Origin of the sequence: Dysgonomonas mossii, assembly GCF_004569505.1 — a bacterium.
Taxonomy (GTDB): domain Bacteria; phylum Bacteroidota; class Bacteroidia; order Bacteroidales; family Dysgonomonadaceae; genus Dysgonomonas.
The window spans coordinates 1-24,396 of sequence record NZ_SPPK01000008.1; the positions used below are offsets into that span (position 1 = coordinate 1).

Below are 24,396 nucleotides of genomic sequence, written 5' to 3' on the forward strand. Positions count from 1 at the left end.
TAAGATGTATTTCATCTGTTTATGTTAAAACTTATTGTACTTATTGAAAAATTTCCATAATTGTAAATTCACACTCTTTGGATTGATGTTTATTAATTAGGGGTACAAGCCTTCTGAAATGTTCTGTTTGGCAATGCCTGTCCAATGCCTCATGATCCGGCCATTCTTCTATGAAGATAAAGTGAGTTTTATCATCCTGATCTATATAAAGATTATATTCAATACAATCCTTTTCCAATTTAGTCTTAGCAACTAATTCTTTATAAAGAGGTTTTACAATATCTAAATATTCTTCATTTATAAAATCCTCGGCTATAACTTTTATCATTGTCTGAACTACTATTTACAAATTCTAATTTTTTTCTACAAATATACAGAATGAGGCAGACAAAAGAGTAAATATATTCTTTGCTTTTATGTATAATAAAGTTGTTAGCTTTTTAGCAACAAAAACTGTCATTTTTTGTTGCTCCTAAACAAAAAATCTTCAAGGGGGCAATTTAGACTGGCGAACGGAGGTTCCTTTCGTTGTTATTTCAAATTATCCATTAAAAAGAAAAAAATGTAGAATATATTTATCCATTAAAATTTATTATTACATTTGCATACCAATTGGTATGTAATATGGGTGATACTAAAAATGAAATACTTATAAAATCTCTACGATTATTTCTTCGTAAAAGCTATAAAGAGGTGACAATGAGCGAAATCGTTAAAGAAATTGGGCTGACTAAAGGAGCGATCTATCATCATTTTACAAATAAAGAAGAAATTTTTGAGGAGGCAGTAAAATATTTTTATAATCATGAAATGATTACAAACTACAATAGTTTCCCTCAGACTTCACTATTTGATTTTTATAACTTTTATCTGAAACTTTTAGGGAACTCATCAGATAATGCCAATGCAATGGATGATGATAATGTATTTCTATTTATATCAGAGGCTATTCGCAGAATTCCTACTTTCTTAGAAATTAATGAGATCCAAAGAAATAAGGAGATTAATGCATGGTCTAAAATAATTGACATAGCAAAAGAAAAGAAGGAGATTAATACAGATTTATTAAGCCAAGACATTGCCCACATGTTTTTGAATCTGAGTGATGGAGTGGCATTAAATAAAATGATAGCATTAAAAACTGGAACTGTGAGTCTTAATGAAATGACGAGAGATTGGAATAATTTATATGCCCTATTAAGAATAAAATAGCATTGATATTTTTTTGAACATACACATACCGATTGGTATGTGTAGCAAATTATTCAATCTTAAGAATTGAAAGTATAATCCTTTATTACATATTTTTTTTAACAACAAACATACCAAACGTTTAGTATGTTTATATTTTAATTACAATGCATACAGAAGAAAAAAAATCTACTTACTATTTAGAATCAGCACCTATTCCTAAAGCAATCAAGCACATGGCAATCCCCATGATACTTGCTATGGTGATTAATACCATATATAATATTATTGATACCTACTTTATTGGATTGTTGAACAATACATCTATGCTGGCAGCAGTAACTCTGGCATTACCATTTACTACTATTTTGATGGCAATAGGTGATATTTTTGGGACAGGTGGTGGAACTTACATCTCAAGGCTATTGGGAGAGAAGAATATATCAGAATTAAAGAGAGTATCAGTAGTCAATTTATATTCTTCGTTTATGGCAGGCATATTATTCATTATTATATGTATCCCTTTTGTGCCTTCTATTTTATGTCTATTAGGTGCTAGTGGCGAAACTTTAGAACACACAAAAGACTTCATTTTAGTTTTCTTGATCGGAAGTCCTTTTGTTATTGCAAACTTTACATTAGGGCAGATAGTCAGAGCAGAAGGAGCAGTGAAAGAATCAATGATAGGCATGATTATCAGTGTAATAGTGAATATTATACTAGATCCGATATTCATTTTTCTTCTAAATATGGATGTAATGGGTGCGGCCATCGCAACAGTTATTTCAAATATTGTTTCGGTTGCTTACTATATGTACTTTTTGAATGAGAAGAGCGATATACAAAGTATTAATATCAAATATTTTAAACCAAGTAAAGAAATATATACTAACATTTTTAAAATAGGTATTTCGGCATTTCTATTGGCCTTCTTTCTCATTATTTCAAGTCTCTTATTTAATAATTATGCGATGAGATACGGAGATTATGTAGTTGCGGCATTCGGCATTGCCCAACGAATAATTCAACTATCTGAATTTATTGGGATGGGGTTATTCATTGGTGTAGTACCTCTCATTGCATTTGCCTATGCAGCCAAAGATTATGATCGATTAAGAGATGTAATAAAAACAACCTCTGTTTATTTAATTCGAATAACAGTGGGTATAGGTTTAATTCTTTTCTTTTTTAGAGAATACGTTATTTCTTTATTCAATATCGATCCGAATGTCATAGAAACGGGAGAAAATGTATTAATCGCTATGTTAATATCAAGCCTTTTTGCTGCTTGCTCAGGATTAATAACAAGTATCTTTCAAGCTTTAGGAGAAGGGGGCCAATCTACAATTATGTCTGTTGCAAGGGGAATTTTGTTAATTCCTATTCTTCTGATTGCAAATAATTTATTTCAACTCTCAGGTGTAATCTTGTCATTGCCCCTTTCTGAGATCATTACGTTTATTATTGGAATCATATTAGTAACAACTTTCTTTTTTAAAACAAAGAATAACAAAAAATTAAAAATTTAACGAAACAATTAAATATTATGAAATTTAAAAATAAACTACAATTTCTATTAGTACTGTTAATAACACAACAATCAGTGTTTGCTCAACAATCAGATATACTAGGTAGAATTTCGGATGCAGCAGAAAATATTCCATTGGAATTTGTAAATGTATCATTATTGAAACAAGATTCTACATTTATCACAGGAGTTGTTTCTGATGAAAAAGGATTGTTCAAGATACCCAATATTCCGATAGGAGACTATTTGATATCGGCTAGCTATATCGGTTACAAAACCGGCTATAATTCGATTAGTCATACAGCAATTGACAGTTATATTGAAATACAGCTACAGCCTTCTTCAATAATGTTACATGAGGTAGGGATTGTAGCCCAAGCTGTGATAAATAAGTCTGATCGTAAATTAATTATCCCTTCGAAACAGCAAATATCCACTTCTACAGATGGACTTGATCTAATGAGAAAACTACAATTACCTCTTATCACGGTTAACCCGATGAATAATAAAGTTTCGACATCGGGCTATGGAGAAGTACAGTTGCGTATCAATGGCATACAAGTTACCTCTACGGAGATTAGAACTTTGAAACCTGACGACATTATCCGTATAGAATACCATGACGATCCAAGTGTGCGCTATGGGAATGCCTCGGTTGTAATAAACTATATTACTCATCGCAATGAGTCAGGAGGGAGTATTGAAGCTAGTTCAGGGAATAATCTGGGAAAGAATAAAACATCATCAGACAATTTATTAGCTATGAGGTTTAACCATAAGAAATCCGAGTTCTCGGCTAATGCCTCTTATGAACACCGCAAACAGTATTGGACACGAGAATATAATGAGATATTCGTGTATCCAACAAGAGAACTACATCGTATTGAGAATGGAGAATCTACTCCTTTTGATGACAGATCGTTATCTGCAGATCTTAATTATAGTTTGGTTGAGAAAGATAAATATTTCTTTAATGTACAATTAAGATACAATGATGAGAACACGCCATTTGCATATGAAGATAGAAAAAGCACAATTATGACATCTGACCTAACATCTCCCATATCCATATATGATCACTCTACGGAGAGACGTAAATCGCCAGCCTTAGATTTATATTTTCAACATAATATGAAGGGAGAACAATCAGTAATATTCAATGTGGTTGGTACATATATTGATTCAAAAAATACGCGTATATACCAAGAACAAAAGGACAATATCCTTGAGACAGATATAGTCTCAAATATATCTGGAAACAAGTATTCTTTGATTGCAGAAGGTATTTATGAACGAAAGATCGGAGATGGAAAACTTACCGGAGGTTTGAAGTATATGCAAGTATATGCAAACAACAAATACTCAGGCTCCAATATTGCTAATGTATCAATGAAGCAATCAGAAGGTAATATTTATGCGGAATATGAGATAACAAAAGGAAAATGGGGCTATATGGTAAATCTTACGACTTCTCGATTATATTATAGCCAAGAAAGAAATAATATCGAAAAATATGCTTTACAACCGTCAGCTCGTATCACATATAATCCAACAAGTCAATTATTCTTCCGATATCGTCTGAATTTACGAAACAACATGCCATCACTCTCATACCTAAATAATGTAGAACAGATTATAGATCCTTTGCAAATAAGAAAAGGAAATCCGAATCTTAATTCGTACGAGAATTTAATGCAGAATTTTTCGGCCGGTTATAAAAAAGGGATACTGAATATCGATTTACTATTGGGCTATAATTACCAGTTCAAACCAATAATGGAATCAGTTCTCTATGACAAGAATAAAAATATTTTTATTCGAACCTATGAGAATCAAAAGTCATTCCAAAATTTAAGTGCTGAAATTACCTTTAAAGTACAACCATGGAAAGATCATATGATCCTTTCGGTAACCCCTCGCTTAAATAGATACATCAGTAAAGGGAACAGCTACACACATACTTATACGATGAAAGATCTTCAGGTAAATTTAGATCTTATGTATAAAAATTATATGCTTAGTTTCATGACATTAACACCTCCTAATAGGGATGTATATGGAGAACAATTGATGCAAGGCGATCTAATGCATATCATAATGGCTGGATATCGCCAGGCAAATTGGTCTGTTATGGCAGGAGTATTCAATCCTTTTGTAAAAACATACAAAGCTAAAAATGAAAATTGGGCAGTACTAAATCCTGTTCAATCAGAGATACATACCAAGAATATGAGTAATACCATTTTCGTAAAATTTAGTTTTAATATTGATTTCGGAAAACAGTTTAATCGTGGTAATAAACAAGTAGACAACAATGATACTGATTCAGGTATTATGTCTGGTTCCAAAAACTAAGATAAATAATATTAACAGTGCAATTAGTCTTGAAAGTTTCGATGTTTCACTGTCTGGCATAAATTTTATGCTGAAGTTTTAAATTAAAATAATAGTTTAACGATTTTGCCAAAGAACTAAGGAACCAAGGCAAATTGAAGTGTTGCGATTCGCTTATATGCTTTTTCCTGTGTTTTTCACCTTAATTGGTCTTTTAAACAAAGTAACTTCAGACGTTTGAACAAAGTCTGATTCTGATGTCCTATCTACCTTTGTTTGATCAATAACAAATACTCTTAAAAAAGATGGAACAGCACAATTATAAAGGAGCACTGCAACACCCGATAGGTTCGGGCTTCAACGCAAAATCAACAGCAGCAGACGTAATCAAAGGTATTGACCTGAGAGGAAGAATCGTCATCGTAACCGGTGGCAACACAGGTATCGGCCTTGAGACCACCAAAACATTGGCTCAGGCAGGAGCAACCGTTATTGTACCTGCAAGAGATGTAGAAAAAGCAAAACGTAACCTGGAAGGAATTGCTCTTGTAGAAATAGAACCGATGGATTTGATGGCTCCTGCTTCTATTGATGTATTTGCTCAAAAGTTTCTGGATTCCGGCAGGCCTCTTCATCTACTGATCAACAATGCGGGTATTATGTGGGTCCCGCTTCGCCATGATAGCCGAGGCATCGAGTCACAACTTGCGACTAACTATTTGGCACAATTTCAATTAACAGCGAGGCTGTGGCCCGCACTTAAACAAGCGAATGGAGCAAGGGTCATCAATGTATCTTCTCTCGGTCACCAGTTCGGAACCTTCGATTTTGATGATCCTAACTTTCAACACCGTGAATATGAAACACTACAGGCATATGGTCAATCCAAAACAGCCAGTAATTTATTTGCTCTTGAATTGGACAATCGAGCCAAAGCCTTCAATGTACGGGCATACAGCCTGCATCCTGGTTCCATTGCCGGAACGGAACTGGGAAGGGAAGCTTCATTGGAATTATTTATAAAAATGGGATTTGTGGATGAAGAGGGCAACATGCGTCCCGAAGTATTGGCATCACTCAAAACTATACCGCAGGGAGCAGCCACAACCGTATGGTGCGCTACAACTCCTTTGCTGAATAATATTGGCGGCGTATACTGTGAGGATGTAGAGGTAGCATTATTAGCATCCGATAGCCGGATGTCTGCGGGGGTTAAATGTTATTCGTTGGATGAGGCTGAAGCCAAACGTTTGTGGAAATGGACCGAAGAAACCTGCGGCATATCTTTTTCAATTATTTAATCCCAAACTAAAAAATGAAAACGTTCCAAGATAAAATCACTGTCGCTACTGGTGACAACAGGGGTGTTTACTATGCTTCAGAGAGAGAATTACATACAATTGAGCTAATGTGGTCATAATCGGCAGGAGAAAGGATGCTATTGAAAAGGTGGCATTAGAATTCAATATCACCGAAATGATGGCTGACCAATCCCGGCTACAATTTCGCCACCAATGGCTTCCGTCTATGCCTCAAGTAAAGCAGCCTTTATTACAGAGGTTATTTTTTCATCTATGGCAGACACTATGAGTATTTAGAGGAGATCCATTTCAAAAGAACGGTAGTGGATATCATTTATATTACCGTTCTTTAAAAGTTAAATTGGACTTTTAAACAAAGCAGATTAAATAATTTTTTATTTTTACAATAATATTTCCCTTAAAAGAAAGAAACAAAAATATATACCATGCAATACGAAGTAAGATACATAACAGATGATATCAAGCTTTCCTGTTACGAGGATAAGTTTTTCAAGTCGGACATCATCTTTGAGCACCATATGCTGATCTGGTTCATTTCGGGTGAAACAAAAATCGTTCAGGCAGATGCCACTTATATTTTTAAGGAGAATGATATTTTCCTGATCCCAAGAAACCAATTAGCCACCATCATCAATTATCCCAAAGATGGGCAACCGCATAAGACAGTTGTGATGCACCTTTCCACAACGAGATTAAGAGATTTTTATGCTGGTCTGGATGTTACAGCCCAAACCTTAAAATCGCCGAAAATCTATCTTTTCAACAATCATCCCTTACTGAGAAGTTGTCTGTCTTCGCTGATCCCGTATTTTGACGTGAAAGAATTGCCCGAGAATATTGCGTCGCTAAAAATTACAGAAGCTATTAGCATTCTGAGGACAATCGACAAAAGTATAGACAATATACTGGCTAATTTTGAAAAACCAGGAAAAGTGGATCTGGCCGGCTACATGGAAAAGAACTTTATGTTTAATCTTCCTCTTGAAAAATTTGGAAACCTGACTGGGAGAAGCTTAACTACTTTCAAAAGAGATTTCAGTAAAGTGTTCAACACAACCCCACAACGCTGGCTCACCAAAAAACGCCTTGAACTGGCACATTATCAGTTCACAGAAAAACAGAAACGTCCTATTGATGTCTGTTACGAAACAGGCTTTGAAAACCTATCGCACTTTTCATACGCATTTAAGAAATACTTTGGGTATTCACCAACTGAATTGCTGAACCAACTGAATCCTATGCCTTAAATTAAGATTACTAACTCTCTTATTATAAATCGTTAAGGTGGTAAAATCAATACACTAATCCTATGAAACAAAGAAAAAAGTATATGACCGAGAGTACTAAGCGAATACAGTGAAGCTAAGCTATGATTGCAGTAATAGTCAGATAATTGTTTTGTATATGGTCCTTATAACGGATTTAAAGAACTTCATCTTGAGTTTTTCCACTTTATAATATAATGGAAAGCAAGAGGTTGTAAATCGGAGCGACGTTTACTTTCAAAATCAATAAAATTCACAGATAAAAAAACAAAATAACACTATCAATACTACTTAAATATAATTGTTTTAGATATCTTACTAATACAAATTATATGAAACACATATTTAAGCTTTCATTTTTTTTCTGAAGTGAAATAAAGTAATTATAAAAAGAATCATTTTAGCGAGTCAAATACGAGAAATTTTCGGCGACTTCATTATTGACATCTGTCTCACGATCAAATATACCAAAGAGGAGCAAAACGCCGAATTATTAATCTGTTTTTCTGGAGTTGTAAGTTTGTGGATTTGCTGTGATTTACATTATAGTAGTTTGAACTTCATTTGTTAACTGGTCTTCTTAGATTTGTATCGTCATCGTTTTGTATTATACATTCTTGAGCAAATCATATCATTTTAACCTTGTTCATGAATTAACTTCTGCATTCTGCTTACTTTTAATATAAGTGGACGTTTCACGTAGCAAGACACAATGAAACACCTTATCGACTACTATCCAGCACATTACATGATGTTCGTTTTTCAATAGGTAACGATTTAGAAACCAGCTTGGTTCTTAGATCTGCTTAATTTTCTAACTACACTAAAGAGCGACTTAATATTTGCAAATATATAAAATAAGATTAAACATCAATTATATTTATAAAAATGATTTGTAATATCTCTATACGGTTTTAATCAAATAATTTTCTAGCGGTACCTAAAAATGGGTGATTTTACAAACTAAGAATTGTTTCTTTCATAATTCCATAAGTTTCTTTTTATATCCACTTTACAGAAGAATTTCCCACATTCTTGTATGTTTTAATCTGCAATAAATAGCATCAGGACTCATTATCATATATATATAAATGTTGGCTCAATATTTGTTATTACTAAAATAAAAAAACAAATGGCTCTTAGTAATGCTTTTGCTTTTATAAAGTATATTCAATCAAGTAATGATTTTAGAAAATCTTGTTACAGTTGCAAATCAAAGACTGATTTGATAACTATACTAGCATGTTATGGGATTGCATTTACAGATGAAGAGTTTCGTGAAGCAATTAGTGCATCATTATTTAAATGCCAAACGGAGAATGAAGCCTTAGAAATTAAGCAAATAGAATGGCTATATAATTTATATCCCGAAAAATGACTTATTATGGATACAAAAGAAAACAAAAACATTATCATACCCACTATAGAAAAAATTCGTTTTATAATTAAAGATGCAACCGGCTTAGACGTTATGTATGCCTATGAAGATTTGTTCTTTGCTGAACACGGTGTTTTTCTAATCAAAGTTTGTGACAATAATCAAAACCTCTTAGAATGCTTCTTTAAGCTAGATTGTGATGTACATAATAGTTTGATAATACTCGAGAAGTTAATGACTTCATCTCAACTAAATGGAATGACTCTCCTTAATAAGGGGAAATTCGATATGAAGCAAGATAAGGGAGAACAAACCTTCTCCCTCACATTTTATAAATAGACGTTTTATTTACAAAAATGTTTATTTTCCGATAAGCACTTCTGTTGACTTTATTATGGCGTGAGCAACATCTCCTACCTTTAGCTCCAATTCATCGACGCTATCCACCGTTACAACTGATACTATAGTTTGTCCATTCCCCAAATCAATAGTTACCTTAGCCATTACAGCTCCTCTCTTGATGTCTGTAATAGTTCCCTTTAAATCATTGCGAGCACTTAGTTTCATATTTTACAGTTTTAATTGATTATAATAGCATAACAGTAAACCCGTTGTCTTTGTTATTTTATATCGAATGCTTTTTCATTGAACTCACCAAAGTAGCTTCTCTAAGTTTATCAAATGTCTGAATATCCTTATTCGTAAGATTTAATCCTTCTACATTTTGGTAAAAACGATCTCGTTAGACTACATAAATGTAGGTTTACGAGAGCGATTCATTATACATACAATCATATATCGCTGTATATCTAAAACTTACATCCAATGGCATGATTTCTGATATAATACTGAAAAGAAATAGGACATGCATCAACCCTTTCGAATTATATCTAAGCTAGAAATAGAAAAAAATGGAAGTTGTTTTCTCAATGCGAAACGTATTGAACTATTGAAGCGAATTAATAGTCGGGGATCTATTTTGGGGGCCTCCAAAGATATGAAAATGTCTTATCAGCAAGCATGGGTTATAATCAAAGAGCTTAATAGTATTTCGCCATTACCTGTTGTTACACGTCAACGCGGTGGAACAAACGGAGGTGGTGCAGTAATTACAAATTTCGGATTCAAATTAATAGAAAGTTTCGAGAGAATGGTCTCAGAACAAAACAAGTATATCTCTGAAATGGAAGATGATATACTCGCATGCTTTATTTGATTTTTTTTACGAATCGTTATTCTTTTTAATTTATATCGATCTATTTCATCTTAATTTATTTAGGTTATGGACAAAAAAAAGTTTTATTCAGGAATTTGTTTTGGCTTATTATTAATTTTTCTTCAAGGACCCGTTTATTCGCAATCAGTAAAGATTGACGGAGAAATACGGACGCGGGCAGAGTATCGAAATGGTTTTCAGAGCCCATTAGCAGATACATTGCATAATGCAACTATAGGTTCTCTTCGGACGAGGCTAAATGTTACTTACAGCGATGATAAAATCAAAGCTAAGATTACATTGCAAGATTCAAGAACCTATGGTCAGACAGGTATTAATAGTACAAATAATTCTCTTGGACTCTACGAAGCATGGGGGGCATATATGTTTACTCCTGAACTTTCGGCGACCTTGGGACGCCAGTCTCTCGAATATGACGACAAACGTCTTTTCTCTGCTGCAAATTGGAGTAATACAGGTAATTCCCACGATCTGTTATTACTGAAGTATGAAACTAAAACAGGAGCTAAGGCACATCTTGGAAGCGCATGGAACAATGGAGGTGACGTCCTTTATGAATCTGCTTACAACGTAAGTAAATCATATAAAATGATGACTTATATATGGCTAGCTAAATCTTTGGGAAAATTCGATGCTACAGCCCTTTGGGTTAATGATGGTTTTCAACGAGGAGCAACAAATGATTTGATAAACAAGTTGAGTTATCGAAATACAGTAGGCGGTAACTTGGGCTTTAAGGACAAAACAATCCCATATTCATTCTACGCAACAGCTTATTATCAATTTGGACACAACCCTAAAGATAAAAGTTTAAGAGGCTATCTATTGGCTTTAAAAAATCAATATTCAGTAACAAATAAGTGGAGCATAACACTAGGAGGAGACTATTTTTCGGGATCAAAATATGATCTGGAACAAGGGAAAGACCGTACTTTTAATAAGCTGTATGGTGTGAATCACTCATTTAACGGCTCAATGGAATATTGGGCTACTTTACCAACTCAAGGGTTATCTGATTTGTATGCAGGCATTACATTTAAATCCAATTCAAAATTTAATGTTGATGCAACATTTCACACATTTTCTCTGACTAAAGAATTAAGCTCAACAGATAAAAAGAATATTGGTTCTGAATTAGATATCACGGCGAACTATACTATTTCACCTGAAATAACTTTGCAAGGTGGTTGGAGTGCTTATTTCAAAACCGATCAGACCAATACTGTAAAAAAGCAAGTGAATATTGATACTAAATTTCCGACTTGGGCATATGTTATGATTTCATTTAAGCCTACCTTTTTCTCTAAAAAATAAAATACTAATAATTAAATAATGAGAACTATGAAACGACTATTATTTACAGTAATATTACTACTATCCGTCTTTATATATACAAATGCACAGAATGTTAAAGTTGCAGCTGCTGCAAATCTCAGATATGTACTCGAAGATATAAAAAAACTATATGAAAAAGAAAATCCAAAAGCTAAAATAGATATCACATTTGGCTCGTCCGGTACGTTAACGCAACAGATAGTTAATGGAGCTGCATTTGATCTTTTTATGGCTGCAGATGTTGATTTCCCTAAAAAAGTGAAAGAGAGCGGCTTTGCAAATGGTGAAGTGAAAACATACATATATGGAAAATTAGCTCTTTGGAGTCTTACTCTCGACGTATCTAAAGGGATTAATACTGTACTTCAGTCATCAGTAAAGAAAATAGCAATAGCCAATCCCAAGGGTGCGCCATATGGAGAAGCCGCTGTTAACTTGCTCAAATCAAAGAAACTATACGATAAGATAAGCAGTCAGATTGTGTGGGGCGACAATATTGGTCAGGCAGCACAATTTGCTTTCTCCGGAAATGCCGAACTGGGTTTTGTTGCGCTGTCATTGGCTATGGCTCCGGAAATGAGAAGTAAAGGTAAATACTATGTATTCAATGAAAAGGATTGTCCTCCTATTGAACAAGCTTATGTATTAATAAAGGGATCGGAGAAAAATCCAGAAGCATCGAAGTTTATAAACTATGCGATGAGTCGAAAGTGCGATAGGCTTTGGAGTAGCTATGGATACGGCTTATTAAAGAAATAGTAACAGACCAATTCTCTATTGTTACACTAAGAACAATAGGGAACTTATTATATTGAGATATGGAAACTGATTTTATAGATACTCTCTTACTGACTGCTAAATTAGCAATAGCTACAACAGGTATACTTTTCCTTCTAGGATTACCTGTTGCATATATATTGGCCTATACCCGATATCGGATAAAAGTGATCTTTGAAGCTTTGATTTGTATGCCAATGGTATTACCTCCTACAGTATTAGGATATTATCTGCTAGTAGCGTTTAGCCCACAAAATGGATTCGGGCGATTCATTGAGCAATACTTCGATGTCCGATTAGCCTTTTCTTTTGAGGGAATATTGATCGCAAGCGTAATAGCCGGACTACCTTTTATGATACAGCCTCTTCAAAGCGGACTTGCCAGTTTGCCTGCAAGTTTAAGAGAAGCATCGTATATCTTAGGTAAATCAAGAATAACAACATTCTTCCGTGTTTTATTACCCAATATAAAACCTTCTATAATAACAGGTATTTCTCTCACATTTGCTCATTGCATAGGTGAATTTGGCATTGTACTCATGGTTGGGGGTAATATTCCGGAACAAACAAGAATAGCATCAATCGCAATTTATGATGAGGTGCAAACTTTGAATTATAGTGTAGCTAATAAATATTCTCTTATCTTGTTTGTTACTTCTTTTGTGTTGTTGACAATCATTTATAGTATTAATAAAGGATTCAGGATGAAAACCGGAGGGGAATAAACCTCCATATATATGCGAAAGGTATGATTTATATAAATGTAGAACGGAAAATGTTGACATCCGAAGGAGAACGCTCATTAAATATAGATATTAATATAGAAGATAAAGACCTTGTTGCTATTTTTGGTCATTCAGGTGCAGGAAAGACAACCTTGTTACGGATGATTGCAGGACTACAAAAGCCTGATAAAGGCGTTATCGCTATAGGAGATAACGTAGTATTCGACTCGGCAAAGAAGATCAATCTCTCTCCACAAAAAAGGAATATTGGCTTTATGTTTCAAGATTATGCCCTTTTTCCCAATATGACGGTGGAAGAAAATATACGTTTTGGACAAGATAAAGGACAAAATAAACAGTATACAGACCAATTAATAGAAACTTTTGGACTGGATATGCTGCGTAAGCGCAAGCCATCAAAATTATCAGGAGGACAAAAACAACGAGTAGCTTTGGCTCGCTCCATCGCTAGGAAACCCGATGTACTCTTGCTAGATGAACCGTTATCTTCTCTAGACGAATCGATGAGATTATCTCTTCAGTCTGAAATACTAAAAGCTCACGAGTTATTTGCCTCTACTACACTCATTGTGAGTCACAACAGAGATGAAATAAAAAGGATAGCAACACATGTACTCTGTATTGGTACAGAGAAAATAAACGAACTACTAGATCCTACATTTTTGTAGGATTCACTTTTAAATCTTACATTTTAGAACATTTTATAAAATCAGCTATTTTTTATTTTAAAACGATCAAAGATTATCAATCTATTGATCAGGATATTAAACCGTTATATGATTCGAGATATAACGGTTTAACATGTTATGGCACATGCTTTGATTATATGTTTTCGTGAAACTAAAATTTCTATTATAAATATAATAATATTCAAAGTTATGAGAAAGATTGCTATTTATGGTAAAGGTGGAATTGGCAAATCAACAACTACACAAAATACTGTAGCCGGTTTAGCTGAAATGGGAAAAAAGGTAATGGTTGTAGGCTGCGATCCCAAAGCTGATTCTACTCGTCTGCTGCTTCATGGACTAGCTCAAAAAACGGTTTTAGATACATTGCGGGACGAAGGTGAAGACGTCGAACTTGACGATGTGTTAAAAGAAGGTTTTAAAGAAACAAGTTGCGTAGAGTCAGGAGGTCCAGAACCAGGTGTAGGGTGTGCAGGTCGTGGTATCATAACATCCATAAACTTGTTAGAGCAACTTGGAGCTTATGATGATGACAAACATCTGGACTATGTGTTTTATGATGTTTTGGGAGATGTTGTATGCGGAGGTTTTGCGATGCCTATCCGCGATGGAAAAGCACAGGAAGTATACATTGTTTGTTCAGGAGAAATGATGGCTATGTATGCTGCTAATAATATATGTAAATCTATCTCAAAATTCGGTAAGGTAGGCGATGTACGTCTGGGAGGACTCATTTGTAATTCGCGTAAAGTAGACAATGAAGCCAATATGATTGAGGAATTCGCTAAAAAGCTAGGAACACAAATGATCCACTTTGTTCCTCGGGACAATATGGTTCAACATGCCGAAATCAATCGTAAAACAGTTATAGATCATGCACCGGAGCATCCTCAAGCAGATGAATACCGTACCCTTGCAAAAAAAATAGACGGAAACAAGATGCATGTGATTCCCAAACCTCTTGAAATGGAAGAACTGGAAGAATTGCTTGTCGGATTTGGTATAATGAACTAATCAGACATTTCATATATTCCTATTTTCATAAAATTATTCAATTTACAATCATTAAATATCAGGAGGATTTTTATGTTATTAATAAGAGCCATAGTGCGTCCGGAGAAATCGCCAGTAGTTATGAAAGATTTATTTAATGCCGGTTTTCCGGCTGTTACGAAGTTGTCGGTTTTCGGTCGCGGGAAACAACGCGGACTAAAAGTCGGCAACGTAACATACGATGAATTACCGAAAGACTTACTAATAATTGCAATCAACGAAAAGGACAAAGAATTTGTCGTAGAAACGATTATAGCCTCTGCCCGTTCCGGAGAAAAAGGACAGGCCGGTGACGGAAAAATATTCATTACTCCAATAGAGGAAACTTACACCATATCAAGCCGTAAGAAAGAATAAAATAAAATCGTTAAAAGCATGAAATTAATCTTAGCAATTATAAGAATCGCAAAAATGAGTGAGACTAAAGAGGCTTTAGCCGCTGCGGGCCTTCCGTCCTTTACTGCAATGCATGTTTTAGGAAGAGGACAGGGACATGGCGATTTGGAAAAGATAAAAGCAATATCTCAGCACAACGAAGCCGCACCGGAAGATCTGAAAGATGCCTTGGAATTTATCCCTGAGGTCCCTCGTTTGAAGTCAAAACGAATGATAACACTTGTAGTTACCGATGAAAAAAAAGAGTTGGCTATAGAAACCATTCTGAAAGCAAACCAAACAGGGAAATCGGGCGATGGAAAAGTCTTTGTTTTAAATGCATTGGGTTCATACAGTGTACATACAGGTGAAGCTGGTGATGCAACATTGGATTAAACAATAAATAGGATCGAAGGAAATATCTATAATCAAAAGAAATTATGGTAGACGATAAAGATAAAATCAAAGATGGTATAATTGCCGATTTACAAACTTTTAAAGATGAGGTGATAACTAAATATCCCAAAAAGGTCGGTAAAAAAAGAGCCAAGTCAATTATACTCAGTGATACTGAACAAACACCTGAAATTCAAGCAAACGTACGTACTATACCCGGTATCATAACTCAACGGGGATGTACATATGCCGGATGTAAGGGCGTAGTATTGGGACCAACCCGTGATATCGTAAACATTACACACGGCCCTATCGGATGTGGATTTTACTCATGGCTAACAAGACGTAATCAGACAAAACCGACAACGGATGAAGAAGCAAACTTTATACCCTATTGTTTTTCAACCGATATGCAAGATAAAAATATTGTATTCGGGGGAGAAGATAAGTTAAAGCAGGCTATTCGCGAAGCTTACGAATTATTTCATCCGAAAGCAATTGCTATATTTTCAACATGTCCGGTCGGATTGATTGGTGATGATGTACACCGTGTAGCACGACACATGATGGAAGAGATAGGTGGAGACATAAATATTTTCGGCTTTTCTTGTGAGGGTTATCGAGGAGTATCTCAGTCTGCCGGCCACCACATTGCGAACAATGGATTATTTAAAAACCTGATAGGTCGTGATGACGAAGTAAGAGGAAGTCTTAAATATCGCGTCAATTTGTTGGGTGAATATAACATCGGTGGCGATGCTTTCGAATTAGAAAGAGTATTTGAAAAATGTGGCATAAACTTGGTTTCTACGTTTAGTGGAAACTCGACTATAGAGAGTTTCGAAAATGCACATACAGCCGACCTGAATATGGTTATGTGTCATCGTTCTATCAACTATGTTGCAGAAATGATGGAAACAGGATTCGGTATTCCTTGGATCAAAGTTCAGCCGATAGGAGCACGATCAACAGCAAAAATGTTACGCAAAATTGCACAATATTTTGGTGATCAGGAATTAATAGATAAGGTCGAAGAGGTTGTAGCTGAAGAAATGGCTGAAGTAGAAGCTGTAAGGGAGAAGATATATGCGAAAACCAAGGGAAAATTATCCATGCTTTTTGTCGGAGGATCACGAGCACACCACTATCAAGATTTATTTGAAGAACTGGGAATGACTACAATCGCAGCCGGATATGAATTCGGACACCGTGATGATTATGAAGGACGCCGTGTAATACCAACGATACAGATCGATGCTGATAGCCGTAATATCGAAGAGATAACCGTAACAAAAGATGCCACACGTTACAATCCGCGCAAGACAGAAAGCGAATTACAAGAATTAAACAAAGAACTTGAATTCACTGAGTACAAAGGGATCATGGATCAGATGGAAAAAGGGACTCTTGTTATAGATGACCTTAGCCATTATGAGATGGAGAAACTGATTGAAATGTATCATCCGGATGTATTCTGTGCTGGTATAAAAGAAAAATTCTGTGTCCAGAAAATGGGTATTCCTTTGAAGCAACTTCACAATTATGATGTAGGTGGACCATATGCCGGATTTAAGGGTGCTATTAACTTTTATAAAGACATCGAAATGATGGTAGGTGCAAATATCTGGAAGGAAATAAAAGCACCTTGGGAGAGCGATGCATATGTTGAAGCTCAGTATGCTTGCTAAACTATTATGAACAACTAAAAAAAAAATTATGTTACTACGTCATACAACAGCAAAAGAGATAGATCGAAAGGCATTGACTATTAATCCGGCAAAAACATGCCAACCGGTTGGTGCGATGTATGCAGCTTTGGGATTGCATGGGTGCTTGCCCCATAGCCATGGATCGCAAGGATGTTGCTCTTATCACAGAAGTGCTTTAACCCGACACTTCAAAGAACCGGTTATGGCTGCAACGAGTTCTTTTTCAGAAGGTTCTTCGGTATTTGGGGGATCATCCAATCTTGTGGCTGCAATCGAAACAATATTTACAGTATATGAACCCGATGTTATTGCTGTACATACAACCTGTTTATCTGAAACTATTGGCGATGATATGACTCAGATTATATCGAAAGCGAATGAGGACGGGAAAATACCAGATGGGAAAAAAGTTATTTATTGTAATACTCCCAGTTATGTTGGAACACATGTTACAGGATATTCCAATCAATTGGCTGCATTTGTCAAATTCTATTCAACCGCTACCCCCAAGAAGAAAAATGTAGTAAATCTTATTGCTGGGTGGATGGAACCTTCTGATATGCGCGAAATAAAACGGATAGCAGCAGTTATGGAAGCCCGTACAATAATGTTTCCGGATATGTCAGGTGTTTTGGATGCGCCTCTAACAGGAAAATATGAGATGTATCCTAGCGGAGGTACGACTCAATCGGATATGATAGCGACCGGCGACAGTAAGTTTTCTATTGGTCTGGGAGCTTATTCGACAGAAGATGCCTGTATTAAATTGGAAAATAAATGCAAGGTCAAATTTGAAGCTATAGAAATTCCTATCGGATTGAAAGCGACTGACCGATTCATCACTTCCCTTAGTCGTCATGCAAATCTTCCTGTACCCGATTCTTTGACAGAGGAGCGAGGACGGCTAGTGGATCTCATCGCTGATAATTCAAAATATTTTTGGGGTAAGCGGGTTGCTCTCTTTGGAGACCCTGACACATTGATTCCTCTAGTGGAATTTTTGGTAACATTGGATATGAAACCTGTTTATATAGTAACTGGTACTCCCGGTAAACACTTTGATGAAGAGATGGCAAATATATTGAAAGATATACCCGAAGCCAAATTCAAAAGTGGCGAACGAGCCGATATGTTCCAATTACATCAATGGATCAAACAAGAACCGGTAGATCTGCTTATAGGCAACTCATATGGAAAATACATTGCTCGTGATGAGAATATTCCATTCATACGTATGGGGTTCCCGGTCGTAGATCGTCCCGGTCATAACTTCTTCCCGTACACCGGGTACATTGGGGCTACTAATATCGCAATAAATATTCTTGAGAAATTCTTAGACTATCAGGATAGAACTTGTCCCGAAGAGAAGGTTGAATTCCAAATGTAATAAAGTAGAAGAAAATGACAGGCTTTTTAAGAGATAGAGAAAAACAGATTTTCACCAAAGGTGGAAATTCACAGAGTTTGGTCGGCGGTAAGCCCAGCTTGGCCGGCTCTGTCAGCCAAAGAGCCTGCGTCTTTTGTGGTTCTCGTGTCGTATTATATCCAATAGCCGATGCTCTACATTTAGTGCATGGTCCTATCGGTTGTGCATCATACACCTGGGATATAAGAGGTGCTATGTCTTCAGGGCCAGAACTCCATCGCAGCAGTTTTTCTACAGATCTGCGAGAAAAGCATGTCATCTTTGGCGGAGAAAAGCAATTATATCAAGCCCTTCATGAGCTTATCGATAAACACCACCCTAAAGCCGCATTTGTATATTCGACATGTATTGTTGGGGTCATCGGTGACGACGTACAATCTGTGTGCAAGCGGGTAGCCAAAGAAAAAGATATCCCTGTAATAGCTGTGATGGCTGAAGGTTTTCAAGGGTCAAAAAAGGATGGTTACAAAATAGCCTGTGATGCTATGGCGAGCCTTATCGGAACTGACAATTCGAAAGAAATATCGACGATGAGTATAAATATACTTGGAGACTTTAATCTGGCCGGAGAACTTTGGATGCTAACAGAGTATTATAAAAGAATGGGGATTCAGATACTTGCCTCTATAACAGGTGATGGTCGGGTCAAAGACATTCAGAATGCTCACAGGGCATCTTTAAATGTGGTTCAATGCTCAGGGTCAATGATGCACCTTGCTAAGACGATGAAGGAAGAATATGGTATTCCATTCATGAAAGTCTCTTACTTCGGAATTGAAGATATGTCTGACGCACTTTATGAGGTTGCCAAATTCTTTAAAAGCGAAGAAACAATGGATAAAGCTCGAGATCTGGTAAAAGAAGAATTATCTAAACTTCTTCCTGCACTCGAGCCCTACCGTGTAGCTTTACAAGGCAAGAAAGCGGCTATCTACGTGGGAGGTGCATTCAAAGCTATATCTTTAGTTAAGGCATTGCGTCTTATAGGTGTAAAAACTGTAATAGCCGGCACACAAACCGGAAATACAGAGGATTACAAGTTATTAGAAGCTATCTGCGATGATGGCTGTATATTGGTCGACGACTCTAATCCCGTAGAGTTATCCGAGTTTGTAAAACAGACAGGAGCTGATCTCTTTATCGGAGGAGTGAAGGAACGTCCGATAGCCTATAAATTGGGCATAGGCTTTTGCGATCACAACCACGAGCGAAAATTGGCATTGGCTGGATACGAAGGCATGCTCAATTTTGCCAAAGAAGTATATGAAACAGTGAGCAGTCCCGTCTGGCAGTTTGTAAAGCGGTCATTCTAAAAAATTACAGCTCAAATTATTGATCAACTGAAAATATAAGAATATGAATCTTGCAGAATCAAATAGAACAAAAGATATGCCTTCCGGCGATAACTTCTCTTCCTCCTGTAATGCCTGCAAACAATGTACTCCACTGGGGGCATGTGTTGCCTTTAAAGGAATTGAGGGTGTATTGCCTATGCTTCACGGTTCGCAAGGTTGCGCGACTTATATAAGACGCTATTTGATAAGCCATTTTCGTGAACCGATGGATATTGCATCTTCCAATTTTAGTGAAGAAACAACCATTTTTGGAGGAAATAAGAACTTTAATACAGGAATTGATAATATCATCAGTCAATATCATCCGGCAGTGATAGCCATTGCAAGTACTTGTTTAAGTGAAACGATAGGAGAAGATGTTCAGCGTTTGATAAATGAATATAAAAGTATTCATAACGATACAGATAATCTTCCTGAAATGATTTTTGCCTCTACTCCCAGTTATCAGGGAACGCATTACGAAGGATTTCACGAAGCTGTATATGCAACTGTAAAAGCTCTGGCTGATGGACGGGGCACCGTAGGATCTCACATCAATTTATTTAGTAATTTCATTTCGCCCGAAGATATACGTCATTTGAAAGAAATAGTGCAGGATTTTGAACTCGAGACGATGCTGTTTCCTGATTATTCCGACACATTGGATAGTACTTCATGGGATACATACCATCGTATAGCTGAAGGAGGAACAACAATAAAAGCATTAAGGGATAGTGCTCTTGCTTCGGTTTCTATTGAATTGGGATATATTCTAAATTCGGGTGGCAAAAATGGTAAAATTAAGAATAATGCTTTAGCACAATCAGCAGGAGATTATTTACAAACACAATTCGATGTTGTTTGCCGTAAAACGGGTTTACCAATAGGAATAATTGAATCTGATAAATTCTTCAATCTCTTAGCTACTATATCCAACAAATCTATTCCGGAGAAGTATCAAAAACAACGTGGTCGATTAGTTGATTTATATATCGATGGACATAAATATGTTTCAGGCAAAAAAGCGGTCATTTATGGCGAGGAAGATCTGGTTGTAGCTCTTGCTGCCTTTGCCTCAGAAATCGGGATAAAACCGGTATTGTGTGCTACAGGTGGAGAAAGTGGAAAACTGCGCGAAACACTCAAACAAACATTAGGTAAACTGTACGATGAAGATATAATTGTAGGTCAGGGTATGAGCTTCGAAAGAATAGAAGAGGTAATGAAAGATCTACAGCCTGATTTAATATTAGGCAACAGTAAGGGATACTATATTGCCCGCAAAATGGATATCCCTATTGTTAGAGTCGGTTTTCCAATCCATGATCGTATTGGTGCTCAACATACTAAAACTTTAGGATACGAAGGAACAACAGTTTTGTTTGAGCAAATTGTAAATACATTATTAGAAGATAAACAACGAAAATCACCCGTTGGGTATAAGTATATGTAATAAATAAAAGGAGGAAACATTATGAAAGATTTATCCCAACATCCATGTTTTAATGCTGAAGCAAAACATAAATATGCAAGAGTACACTTGCCAGTAGCACCCAAGTGTAATATACAGTGTAATTATTGCAATCGAAAGTACGATTGTTGTAACGAGAGCCGTCCAGGAGTGACAAGTACAGTCCTGTCTCCATTGCAATCGGTGCATTATATGAAAGCATTATCCGAGAAAATCCCGAATATCAGTGTCGTTGGTATAGCAGGTCCGGGGGATCCGTTTGCTAATGCTGAAGAAACATTGCAAACAATGAGGTTGGCTCAAAAAGAGTTCCCCGATCTTATATTTTGTCTATCATCCAATGGGTTAGACTTAGCTCCATACATAGATGAAATAGCCGAAATAGGAGTATCTCATGTAACGATAACCGTAAACTCGCTGAACCCCGAAACACTGGCCAAAATATATCGTTGGGTACGTTACAAAAGAAGGGTATACAGAGGTGAAGAAGGAGCTAAAGTATTGTTGGAACAACAACTTTACTGCATACAAAAGTTGAAAGAAAAAAATATAACAGTAAAGATAAATACGGTTATATGCCCGGGTATTAATGATCACGAAATAGAGGACTTGGCTAAAAAGGTTGCTGAATTAGGCGCCGATACCATGAATTGCATACCAATGTATCCAACAGAAAATACTGAATTCGAAATTTTAAAGGAACCATCGAAAGAGATGATGAAGGACATAAAAGCTCGAATTTCGAAGTATATCAAACCAATGGCACATTGTGCTCGTTGCAGAGCCGATGCAGCCGGGTTGCTAGGACACGACAATACCGAAGCGATGAATATGATAGGCCAGTTTTCGTCCTTGGTAGTCAATAAGGGTAAAGGTCGTGAGCGAGTAGCCGTTGCCAGTAATGAAGGATTATTAGTAAATATGCATTTAGGTGAGGCCCGTAAGGTATACATATTCGAACAATCTAAAAACGGATATCATTTTGTAGAAACCCGAAATACTCCTCCCGAAGGAACCGGAATGAGCCGCTGGAAAGAATTAGCAGAAAAGACATTAATGGATTGCCAGGCGATACTTGTTGCAGGAATAGGCGAAACACCAATGAAAGTGATGCAGGAAAATGGAGTAAAGGTGATCCAAATGAATGGTTTGATAGATGCAGGTTTGGATGCCATTTACCTAAATCTGCCAATAAAGACGCTATGCAGAAGCGAATATACTAAATGTGGAGAAACATGCCGAGGTTCCGGTAGCGGTTGCGGATAAAGTTCTACTAATCAAAATGAAATTACAATTAAAAAACTAAAATAGAAAATATATGAAAAAACCTGATTACATGATAATGGTCTGTAATTCTTATAGAGTTGCCGGTGATGCACAAGGATTCTGCAATAAGCAAGGTGCAACATCTTTTGTCCAATACATCTCCGAAGAGTGCTCAGATAGGGGTATTAATGCAGTTGTTACCACCACGGCTTGTCTGAGTGTTTGCAGTCAGGGACCAGTAGTCGTAATTCAGCCCAATAATTTTTGGTATGGAGGTGTCACTGAAGATAAATTGGATGAAATATTAGATGCACTGGAAGAAGACAAAGCAGTGAGTGAATATTTGATTACAGATTAATTTTTAAGATTAGATAAAATACACTCTATGGAAGCGATGAAAAATATTCATATTATAGATTCTACACTTCGAGATGGAGAACAAGCCCCAGGTGTTGTATTTTCAGAAAAGGAAAAGATTCATATAGCTCAAATGTTGGATGAAATTGGCATTGATGAAATAGAAGCCGGGACACCGGCTATGGGTGAAACTGAATGCCACATAATCCGCCACATTGCAGAAATGAATTTAAGAGCTCGTATTTCGGTATGGAGCCGTGCCGTAAAACAAGATATATTGACTGCAGTCAAGACCGAAGCTCAAGGTATCCATATCGCATTTCCATTATCAGATATTCAGTTAACAAGTATGAATAAAGACTGGGAAATGATGAGAGACAGCCTTCCCGAGATGGTTGAAGTGGCTAAATACTATTTCGACTATGTCAGTGTAGGAGCTCAGGATGCTAGTCGATGTGGAATAGAGAGATTGTTTGAGTTTATAGGTATTGCCGAAGAATTAAATGTCAGTCGTATACGGCTTGCAGATACAGTTGGAATTTTCACTCCTTTGGGAATTATGGATTTGATAAAAAAAATATTGAATCTATATCCTCATCTGAATATAGACTTTCATGGACATAATGACTTAGGTATGGCAACAGCGAATGCCATTACTGCATGGCAATCCGGAGCATCGACATTGAGTGTAACTGTTAATGGATTGGGCGAACGGGCTGGTAATTCGGCTTTGGAAGAGGTTGTTATGACCATGTTATTAACAGAAAAACAAAATAAATACTCAACTTCAACATTGTACTCATTATGTGAGTACGTATCCATAGTATCAAAACGTCCAATATCTGTAGGGAAAGCTATTTCCGGTAATATGGCTTTTAGCCATGAATCAGGTATTCATGCTAAAAGCTCTTTGATCAATACAAATGCTTTTCAAGCATTCGATGGAGAACTCATCGGTAGAGAAAGTTCCAGAAATCTTTTTGGTAAACATTCAGGTAAAGGTGCTGTTATAGATTTTTTAGACAAACAGCATGTTGCAATAGATAATACTAAAATAGATAGGCTAATGGCAATAATTCATCAAATGGCACAGACTTATCGGCGAAATATATATGGTACAGAGATTATAGCAGCATATTGGGCTTTAAAATAGGATTGAAATATCAATGTGATTGAATTAACCATAAATACATATCATTAAGATATT

At 36.1% G+C, this 24,396-nt stretch carries 24 protein-coding genes; 22 read left to right on the forward strand and 2 right to left on the reverse strand.

What is annotated here, in order from left to right:
• Positions 1-40 precede the first annotated feature (40 nt).
• Positions 41-328 (reverse strand): putative quinol monooxygenase, encoded by a 288-nt coding sequence (locus tag E4T88_RS16480; RefSeq protein ID WP_135107372.1) that lies wholly within the window; start codon positions 326-328, stop codon positions 41-43.
• Positions 329-624: 296 nt separating this feature from the next.
• On the opposite strand from E4T88_RS16480, the gene E4T88_RS16485 reads away from it, so the two are divergent.
• The 7 genes from E4T88_RS16485 (at position 625) to E4T88_RS16520 (ending at position 9,357) form a co-directional block, all read left to right on the forward strand.
• The gene (locus E4T88_RS16485; protein ID WP_135107374.1) at positions 625-1,212 is read left to right on the forward strand and encodes a TetR/AcrR family transcriptional regulator; all 588 of its coding nucleotides are present in this window, start codon (positions 625-627) and stop codon (positions 1,210-1,212) included.
• Between the two features lie 146 nt (positions 1,213-1,358).
• The gene (locus E4T88_RS16490; protein WP_135107376.1) at positions 1,359-2,720 is read left to right on the forward strand and encodes an MATE family efflux transporter; all 1,362 of its coding nucleotides are present in this window, start codon (positions 1,359-1,361) and stop codon (positions 2,718-2,720) included.
• A gap of 17 nt (positions 2,721-2,737) precedes the next feature.
• Positions 2,738-5,074: a TonB-dependent receptor gene (locus E4T88_RS16495; protein ID WP_135107378.1), complete on the forward strand. Its 2,337-nt coding sequence runs from the start codon at positions 2,738-2,740 to the stop codon at positions 5,072-5,074.
• Positions 5,075-5,358: 284 nt separating this feature from the next.
• A complete protein-coding gene (locus E4T88_RS16500; protein WP_135107380.1) occupies positions 5,359-6,354 on the forward strand; it encodes an SDR family NAD(P)-dependent oxidoreductase in 996 nt (331 codons plus the stop codon).
• A 446-nt stretch (positions 6,355-6,800) separates the two neighbouring features.
• Positions 6,801-7,622, forward strand: coding sequence for a helix-turn-helix domain-containing protein (locus E4T88_RS16505; protein WP_135107382.1), 822 nt, complete (start codon positions 6,801-6,803; stop codon positions 7,620-7,622).
• Positions 7,623-8,772: 1,150 nt separating this feature from the next.
• Positions 8,773-9,018: a hypothetical protein gene (locus E4T88_RS16515; protein ID WP_135107384.1), complete on the forward strand. Its 246-nt coding sequence runs from the start codon at positions 8,773-8,775 to the stop codon at positions 9,016-9,018.
• Positions 9,019-9,024: 6 nt separating this feature from the next.
• Positions 9,025-9,357, forward strand: coding sequence for an LURP-one-related/scramblase family protein (locus E4T88_RS16520; RefSeq protein ID WP_135107386.1), 333 nt, complete (start codon positions 9,025-9,027; stop codon positions 9,355-9,357).
• Positions 9,358-9,378: 21 nt separating this feature from the next.
• Here E4T88_RS16520 and E4T88_RS16525 read toward each other — a convergent pair whose 3' ends face one another.
• Positions 9,379-9,585: a TOBE domain-containing protein gene (locus tag E4T88_RS16525; RefSeq protein WP_135107388.1), complete on the reverse strand. Its 207-nt coding sequence runs from the start codon at positions 9,583-9,585 to the stop codon at positions 9,379-9,381.
• A gap of 298 nt (positions 9,586-9,883) precedes the next feature.
• On the opposite strand from E4T88_RS16525, the gene E4T88_RS16530 reads away from it, so the two are divergent.
• The 15 genes from E4T88_RS16530 to E4T88_RS16600 all read left to right on the forward strand — a co-directional run bounded on the left by E4T88_RS16530 (position 9,884) and on the right by E4T88_RS16600 (position 24,342).
• Positions 9,884-10,234, forward strand: a complete 351-nt coding sequence (locus E4T88_RS16530; protein WP_135107390.1) for a winged helix-turn-helix domain-containing protein — start codon at positions 9,884-9,886, stop codon at positions 10,232-10,234.
• A gap of 66 nt (positions 10,235-10,300) precedes the next feature.
• Positions 10,301-11,569 carry an alginate export family protein gene (locus E4T88_RS16535; protein ID WP_135107392.1) on the forward strand — a complete coding sequence of 423 codons (1,269 nt, stop codon included), beginning with the start codon at positions 10,301-10,303 and terminating at the stop codon, positions 11,567-11,569.
• 27 nt (positions 11,570-11,596) lie between these two features.
• Entirely contained in the window at positions 11,597-12,349 is a 753-nt protein-coding gene (modA, locus tag E4T88_RS16540) for a molybdate ABC transporter substrate-binding protein (RefSeq protein WP_135107394.1), read from the forward strand.
• Positions 12,350-12,408: 59 nt separating this feature from the next.
• The gene (gene modB, locus E4T88_RS16545; RefSeq protein WP_135107396.1) at positions 12,409-13,092 is read left to right on the forward strand and encodes a molybdate ABC transporter permease subunit; all 684 of its coding nucleotides are present in this window, start codon (positions 12,409-12,411) and stop codon (positions 13,090-13,092) included.
• A gap of 23 nt (positions 13,093-13,115) precedes the next feature.
• A complete protein-coding gene (locus tag E4T88_RS16550) occupies positions 13,116-13,781 on the forward strand; it encodes a sulfate/molybdate ABC transporter ATP-binding protein (protein WP_228093990.1) in 666 nt (221 codons plus the stop codon).
• A gap of 210 nt (positions 13,782-13,991) precedes the next feature.
• Entirely contained in the window at positions 13,992-14,816 is an 825-nt protein-coding gene (gene nifH / locus E4T88_RS16555; protein WP_026626156.1) for a nitrogenase iron protein, read from the forward strand.
• A 72-nt stretch (positions 14,817-14,888) separates the two neighbouring features.
• On the forward strand, positions 14,889-15,212 hold the full coding sequence (locus E4T88_RS16560) for a P-II family nitrogen regulator (protein WP_006798145.1): 324 nt from the start codon (positions 14,889-14,891) through the stop codon (positions 15,210-15,212).
• An 18-nt stretch (positions 15,213-15,230) separates the two neighbouring features.
• Positions 15,231-15,626, forward strand: coding sequence for a P-II family nitrogen regulator (locus tag E4T88_RS16565; RefSeq protein ID WP_006798144.1), 396 nt, complete (start codon positions 15,231-15,233; stop codon positions 15,624-15,626).
• Between the two features lie 44 nt (positions 15,627-15,670).
• Positions 15,671-17,314, forward strand: a complete 1,644-nt coding sequence (gene nifD, locus E4T88_RS16570) for a nitrogenase molybdenum-iron protein alpha chain (RefSeq protein WP_135107398.1) — start codon at positions 15,671-15,673, stop codon at positions 17,312-17,314.
• 28 nt (positions 17,315-17,342) lie between these two features.
• Positions 17,343-18,722 (forward strand): nitrogenase component 1, encoded by a 1,380-nt coding sequence (locus tag E4T88_RS16575; RefSeq protein ID WP_135107400.1) that lies wholly within the window; start codon positions 17,343-17,345, stop codon positions 18,720-18,722.
• A 14-nt stretch (positions 18,723-18,736) separates the two neighbouring features.
• Positions 18,737-20,074, forward strand: a complete 1,338-nt coding sequence (nifE, locus tag E4T88_RS16580) for a nitrogenase iron-molybdenum cofactor biosynthesis protein NifE (protein ID WP_135107402.1) — start codon at positions 18,737-18,739, stop codon at positions 20,072-20,074.
• 43 nt (positions 20,075-20,117) lie between these two features.
• Positions 20,118-21,548: a nitrogenase component 1 gene (locus E4T88_RS16585; RefSeq protein ID WP_135107404.1), complete on the forward strand. Its 1,431-nt coding sequence runs from the start codon at positions 20,118-20,120 to the stop codon at positions 21,546-21,548.
• A 21-nt stretch (positions 21,549-21,569) separates the two neighbouring features.
• A complete protein-coding gene (nifB, locus tag E4T88_RS16590; RefSeq protein ID WP_135107406.1) occupies positions 21,570-22,832 on the forward strand; it encodes a nitrogenase cofactor biosynthesis protein NifB in 1,263 nt (420 codons plus the stop codon).
• Positions 22,833-22,884: 52 nt separating this feature from the next.
• Complete coding sequence (locus E4T88_RS16595) at positions 22,885-23,190, forward strand: (2Fe-2S) ferredoxin domain-containing protein (protein ID WP_135107408.1); 306 nt, start codon at positions 22,885-22,887, stop codon at positions 23,188-23,190.
• 27 nt (positions 23,191-23,217) lie between these two features.
• Positions 23,218-24,342 (forward strand): hydroxymethylglutaryl-CoA lyase-like TIM-barrel protein, encoded by a 1,125-nt coding sequence (locus E4T88_RS16600; RefSeq protein ID WP_135107410.1) that lies wholly within the window; start codon positions 23,218-23,220, stop codon positions 24,340-24,342.
• Positions 24,343-24,396 lie beyond the last annotated feature (54 nt).

Excerpts from the sequence above, each read along its gene's own strand:
- E4T88_RS16585 (WP_135107404.1), top strand. The coding sequence starts at position 20,118 with ATGAATCTTGCAGAATCAAATAGAACAAAAGATATGCCTTCCGGCGAT.
- E4T88_RS16480 (WP_135107372.1), bottom strand. The coding sequence starts at position 328 with ATGATAAAAGTTATAGCCGAGGATTTTATAAATGAAGAATATTTAGAT.
- nifD (WP_135107398.1), top strand. The coding sequence starts at position 15,671 with ATGGTAGACGATAAAGATAAAATCAAAGATGGTATAATTGCCGATTTA.
- nifB (WP_135107406.1), top strand. The coding sequence starts at position 21,570 with ATGAAAGATTTATCCCAACATCCATGTTTTAATGCTGAAGCAAAACAT.
- E4T88_RS16515 (WP_135107384.1), top strand. The coding sequence starts at position 8,773 with ATGGCTCTTAGTAATGCTTTTGCTTTTATAAAGTATATTCAATCAAGT.
- E4T88_RS16525 (WP_135107388.1), bottom strand. The coding sequence starts at position 9,585 with ATGAAACTAAGTGCTCGCAATGATTTAAAGGGAACTATTACAGACATC.
- E4T88_RS16520 (WP_135107386.1), top strand. The coding sequence starts at position 9,025 with ATGGATACAAAAGAAAACAAAAACATTATCATACCCACTATAGAAAAA.
- E4T88_RS16495 (WP_135107378.1), top strand. The coding sequence starts at position 2,738 with ATGAAATTTAAAAATAAACTACAATTTCTATTAGTACTGTTAATAACA.
- nifH (WP_026626156.1), top strand. The coding sequence starts at position 13,992 with ATGAGAAAGATTGCTATTTATGGTAAAGGTGGAATTGGCAAATCAACA.
- modA (WP_135107394.1), top strand. The coding sequence starts at position 11,597 with ATGAAACGACTATTATTTACAGTAATATTACTACTATCCGTCTTTATA.
- E4T88_RS16600 (WP_135107410.1), top strand. The coding sequence starts at position 23,218 with ATGGAAGCGATGAAAAATATTCATATTATAGATTCTACACTTCGAGAT.
- E4T88_RS16530 (WP_135107390.1), top strand. The coding sequence starts at position 9,884 with ATGCATCAACCCTTTCGAATTATATCTAAGCTAGAAATAGAAAAAAAT.
- E4T88_RS16535 (WP_135107392.1), top strand. The coding sequence starts at position 10,301 with ATGGACAAAAAAAAGTTTTATTCAGGAATTTGTTTTGGCTTATTATTA.
- E4T88_RS16500 (WP_135107380.1), top strand. The coding sequence starts at position 5,359 with ATGGAACAGCACAATTATAAAGGAGCACTGCAACACCCGATAGGTTCG.
- E4T88_RS16550 (WP_228093990.1), top strand. The coding sequence starts at position 13,116 with ATGATTTATATAAATGTAGAACGGAAAATGTTGACATCCGAAGGAGAA.
- E4T88_RS16485 (WP_135107374.1), top strand. The coding sequence starts at position 625 with ATGGGTGATACTAAAAATGAAATACTTATAAAATCTCTACGATTATTT.
- E4T88_RS16490 (WP_135107376.1), top strand. The coding sequence starts at position 1,359 with ATGCATACAGAAGAAAAAAAATCTACTTACTATTTAGAATCAGCACCT.
- E4T88_RS16595 (WP_135107408.1), top strand. The coding sequence starts at position 22,885 with ATGAAAAAACCTGATTACATGATAATGGTCTGTAATTCTTATAGAGTT.
- modB (WP_135107396.1), top strand. The coding sequence starts at position 12,409 with ATGGAAACTGATTTTATAGATACTCTCTTACTGACTGCTAAATTAGCA.
- E4T88_RS16565 (WP_006798144.1), top strand. The coding sequence starts at position 15,231 with ATGAAATTAATCTTAGCAATTATAAGAATCGCAAAAATGAGTGAGACT.
- E4T88_RS16505 (WP_135107382.1), top strand. The coding sequence starts at position 6,801 with ATGCAATACGAAGTAAGATACATAACAGATGATATCAAGCTTTCCTGT.
- nifE (WP_135107402.1), top strand. The coding sequence starts at position 18,737 with ATGACAGGCTTTTTAAGAGATAGAGAAAAACAGATTTTCACCAAAGGT.
- E4T88_RS16575 (WP_135107400.1), top strand. The coding sequence starts at position 17,343 with ATGTTACTACGTCATACAACAGCAAAAGAGATAGATCGAAAGGCATTG.
- E4T88_RS16560 (WP_006798145.1), top strand. The coding sequence starts at position 14,889 with ATGTTATTAATAAGAGCCATAGTGCGTCCGGAGAAATCGCCAGTAGTT.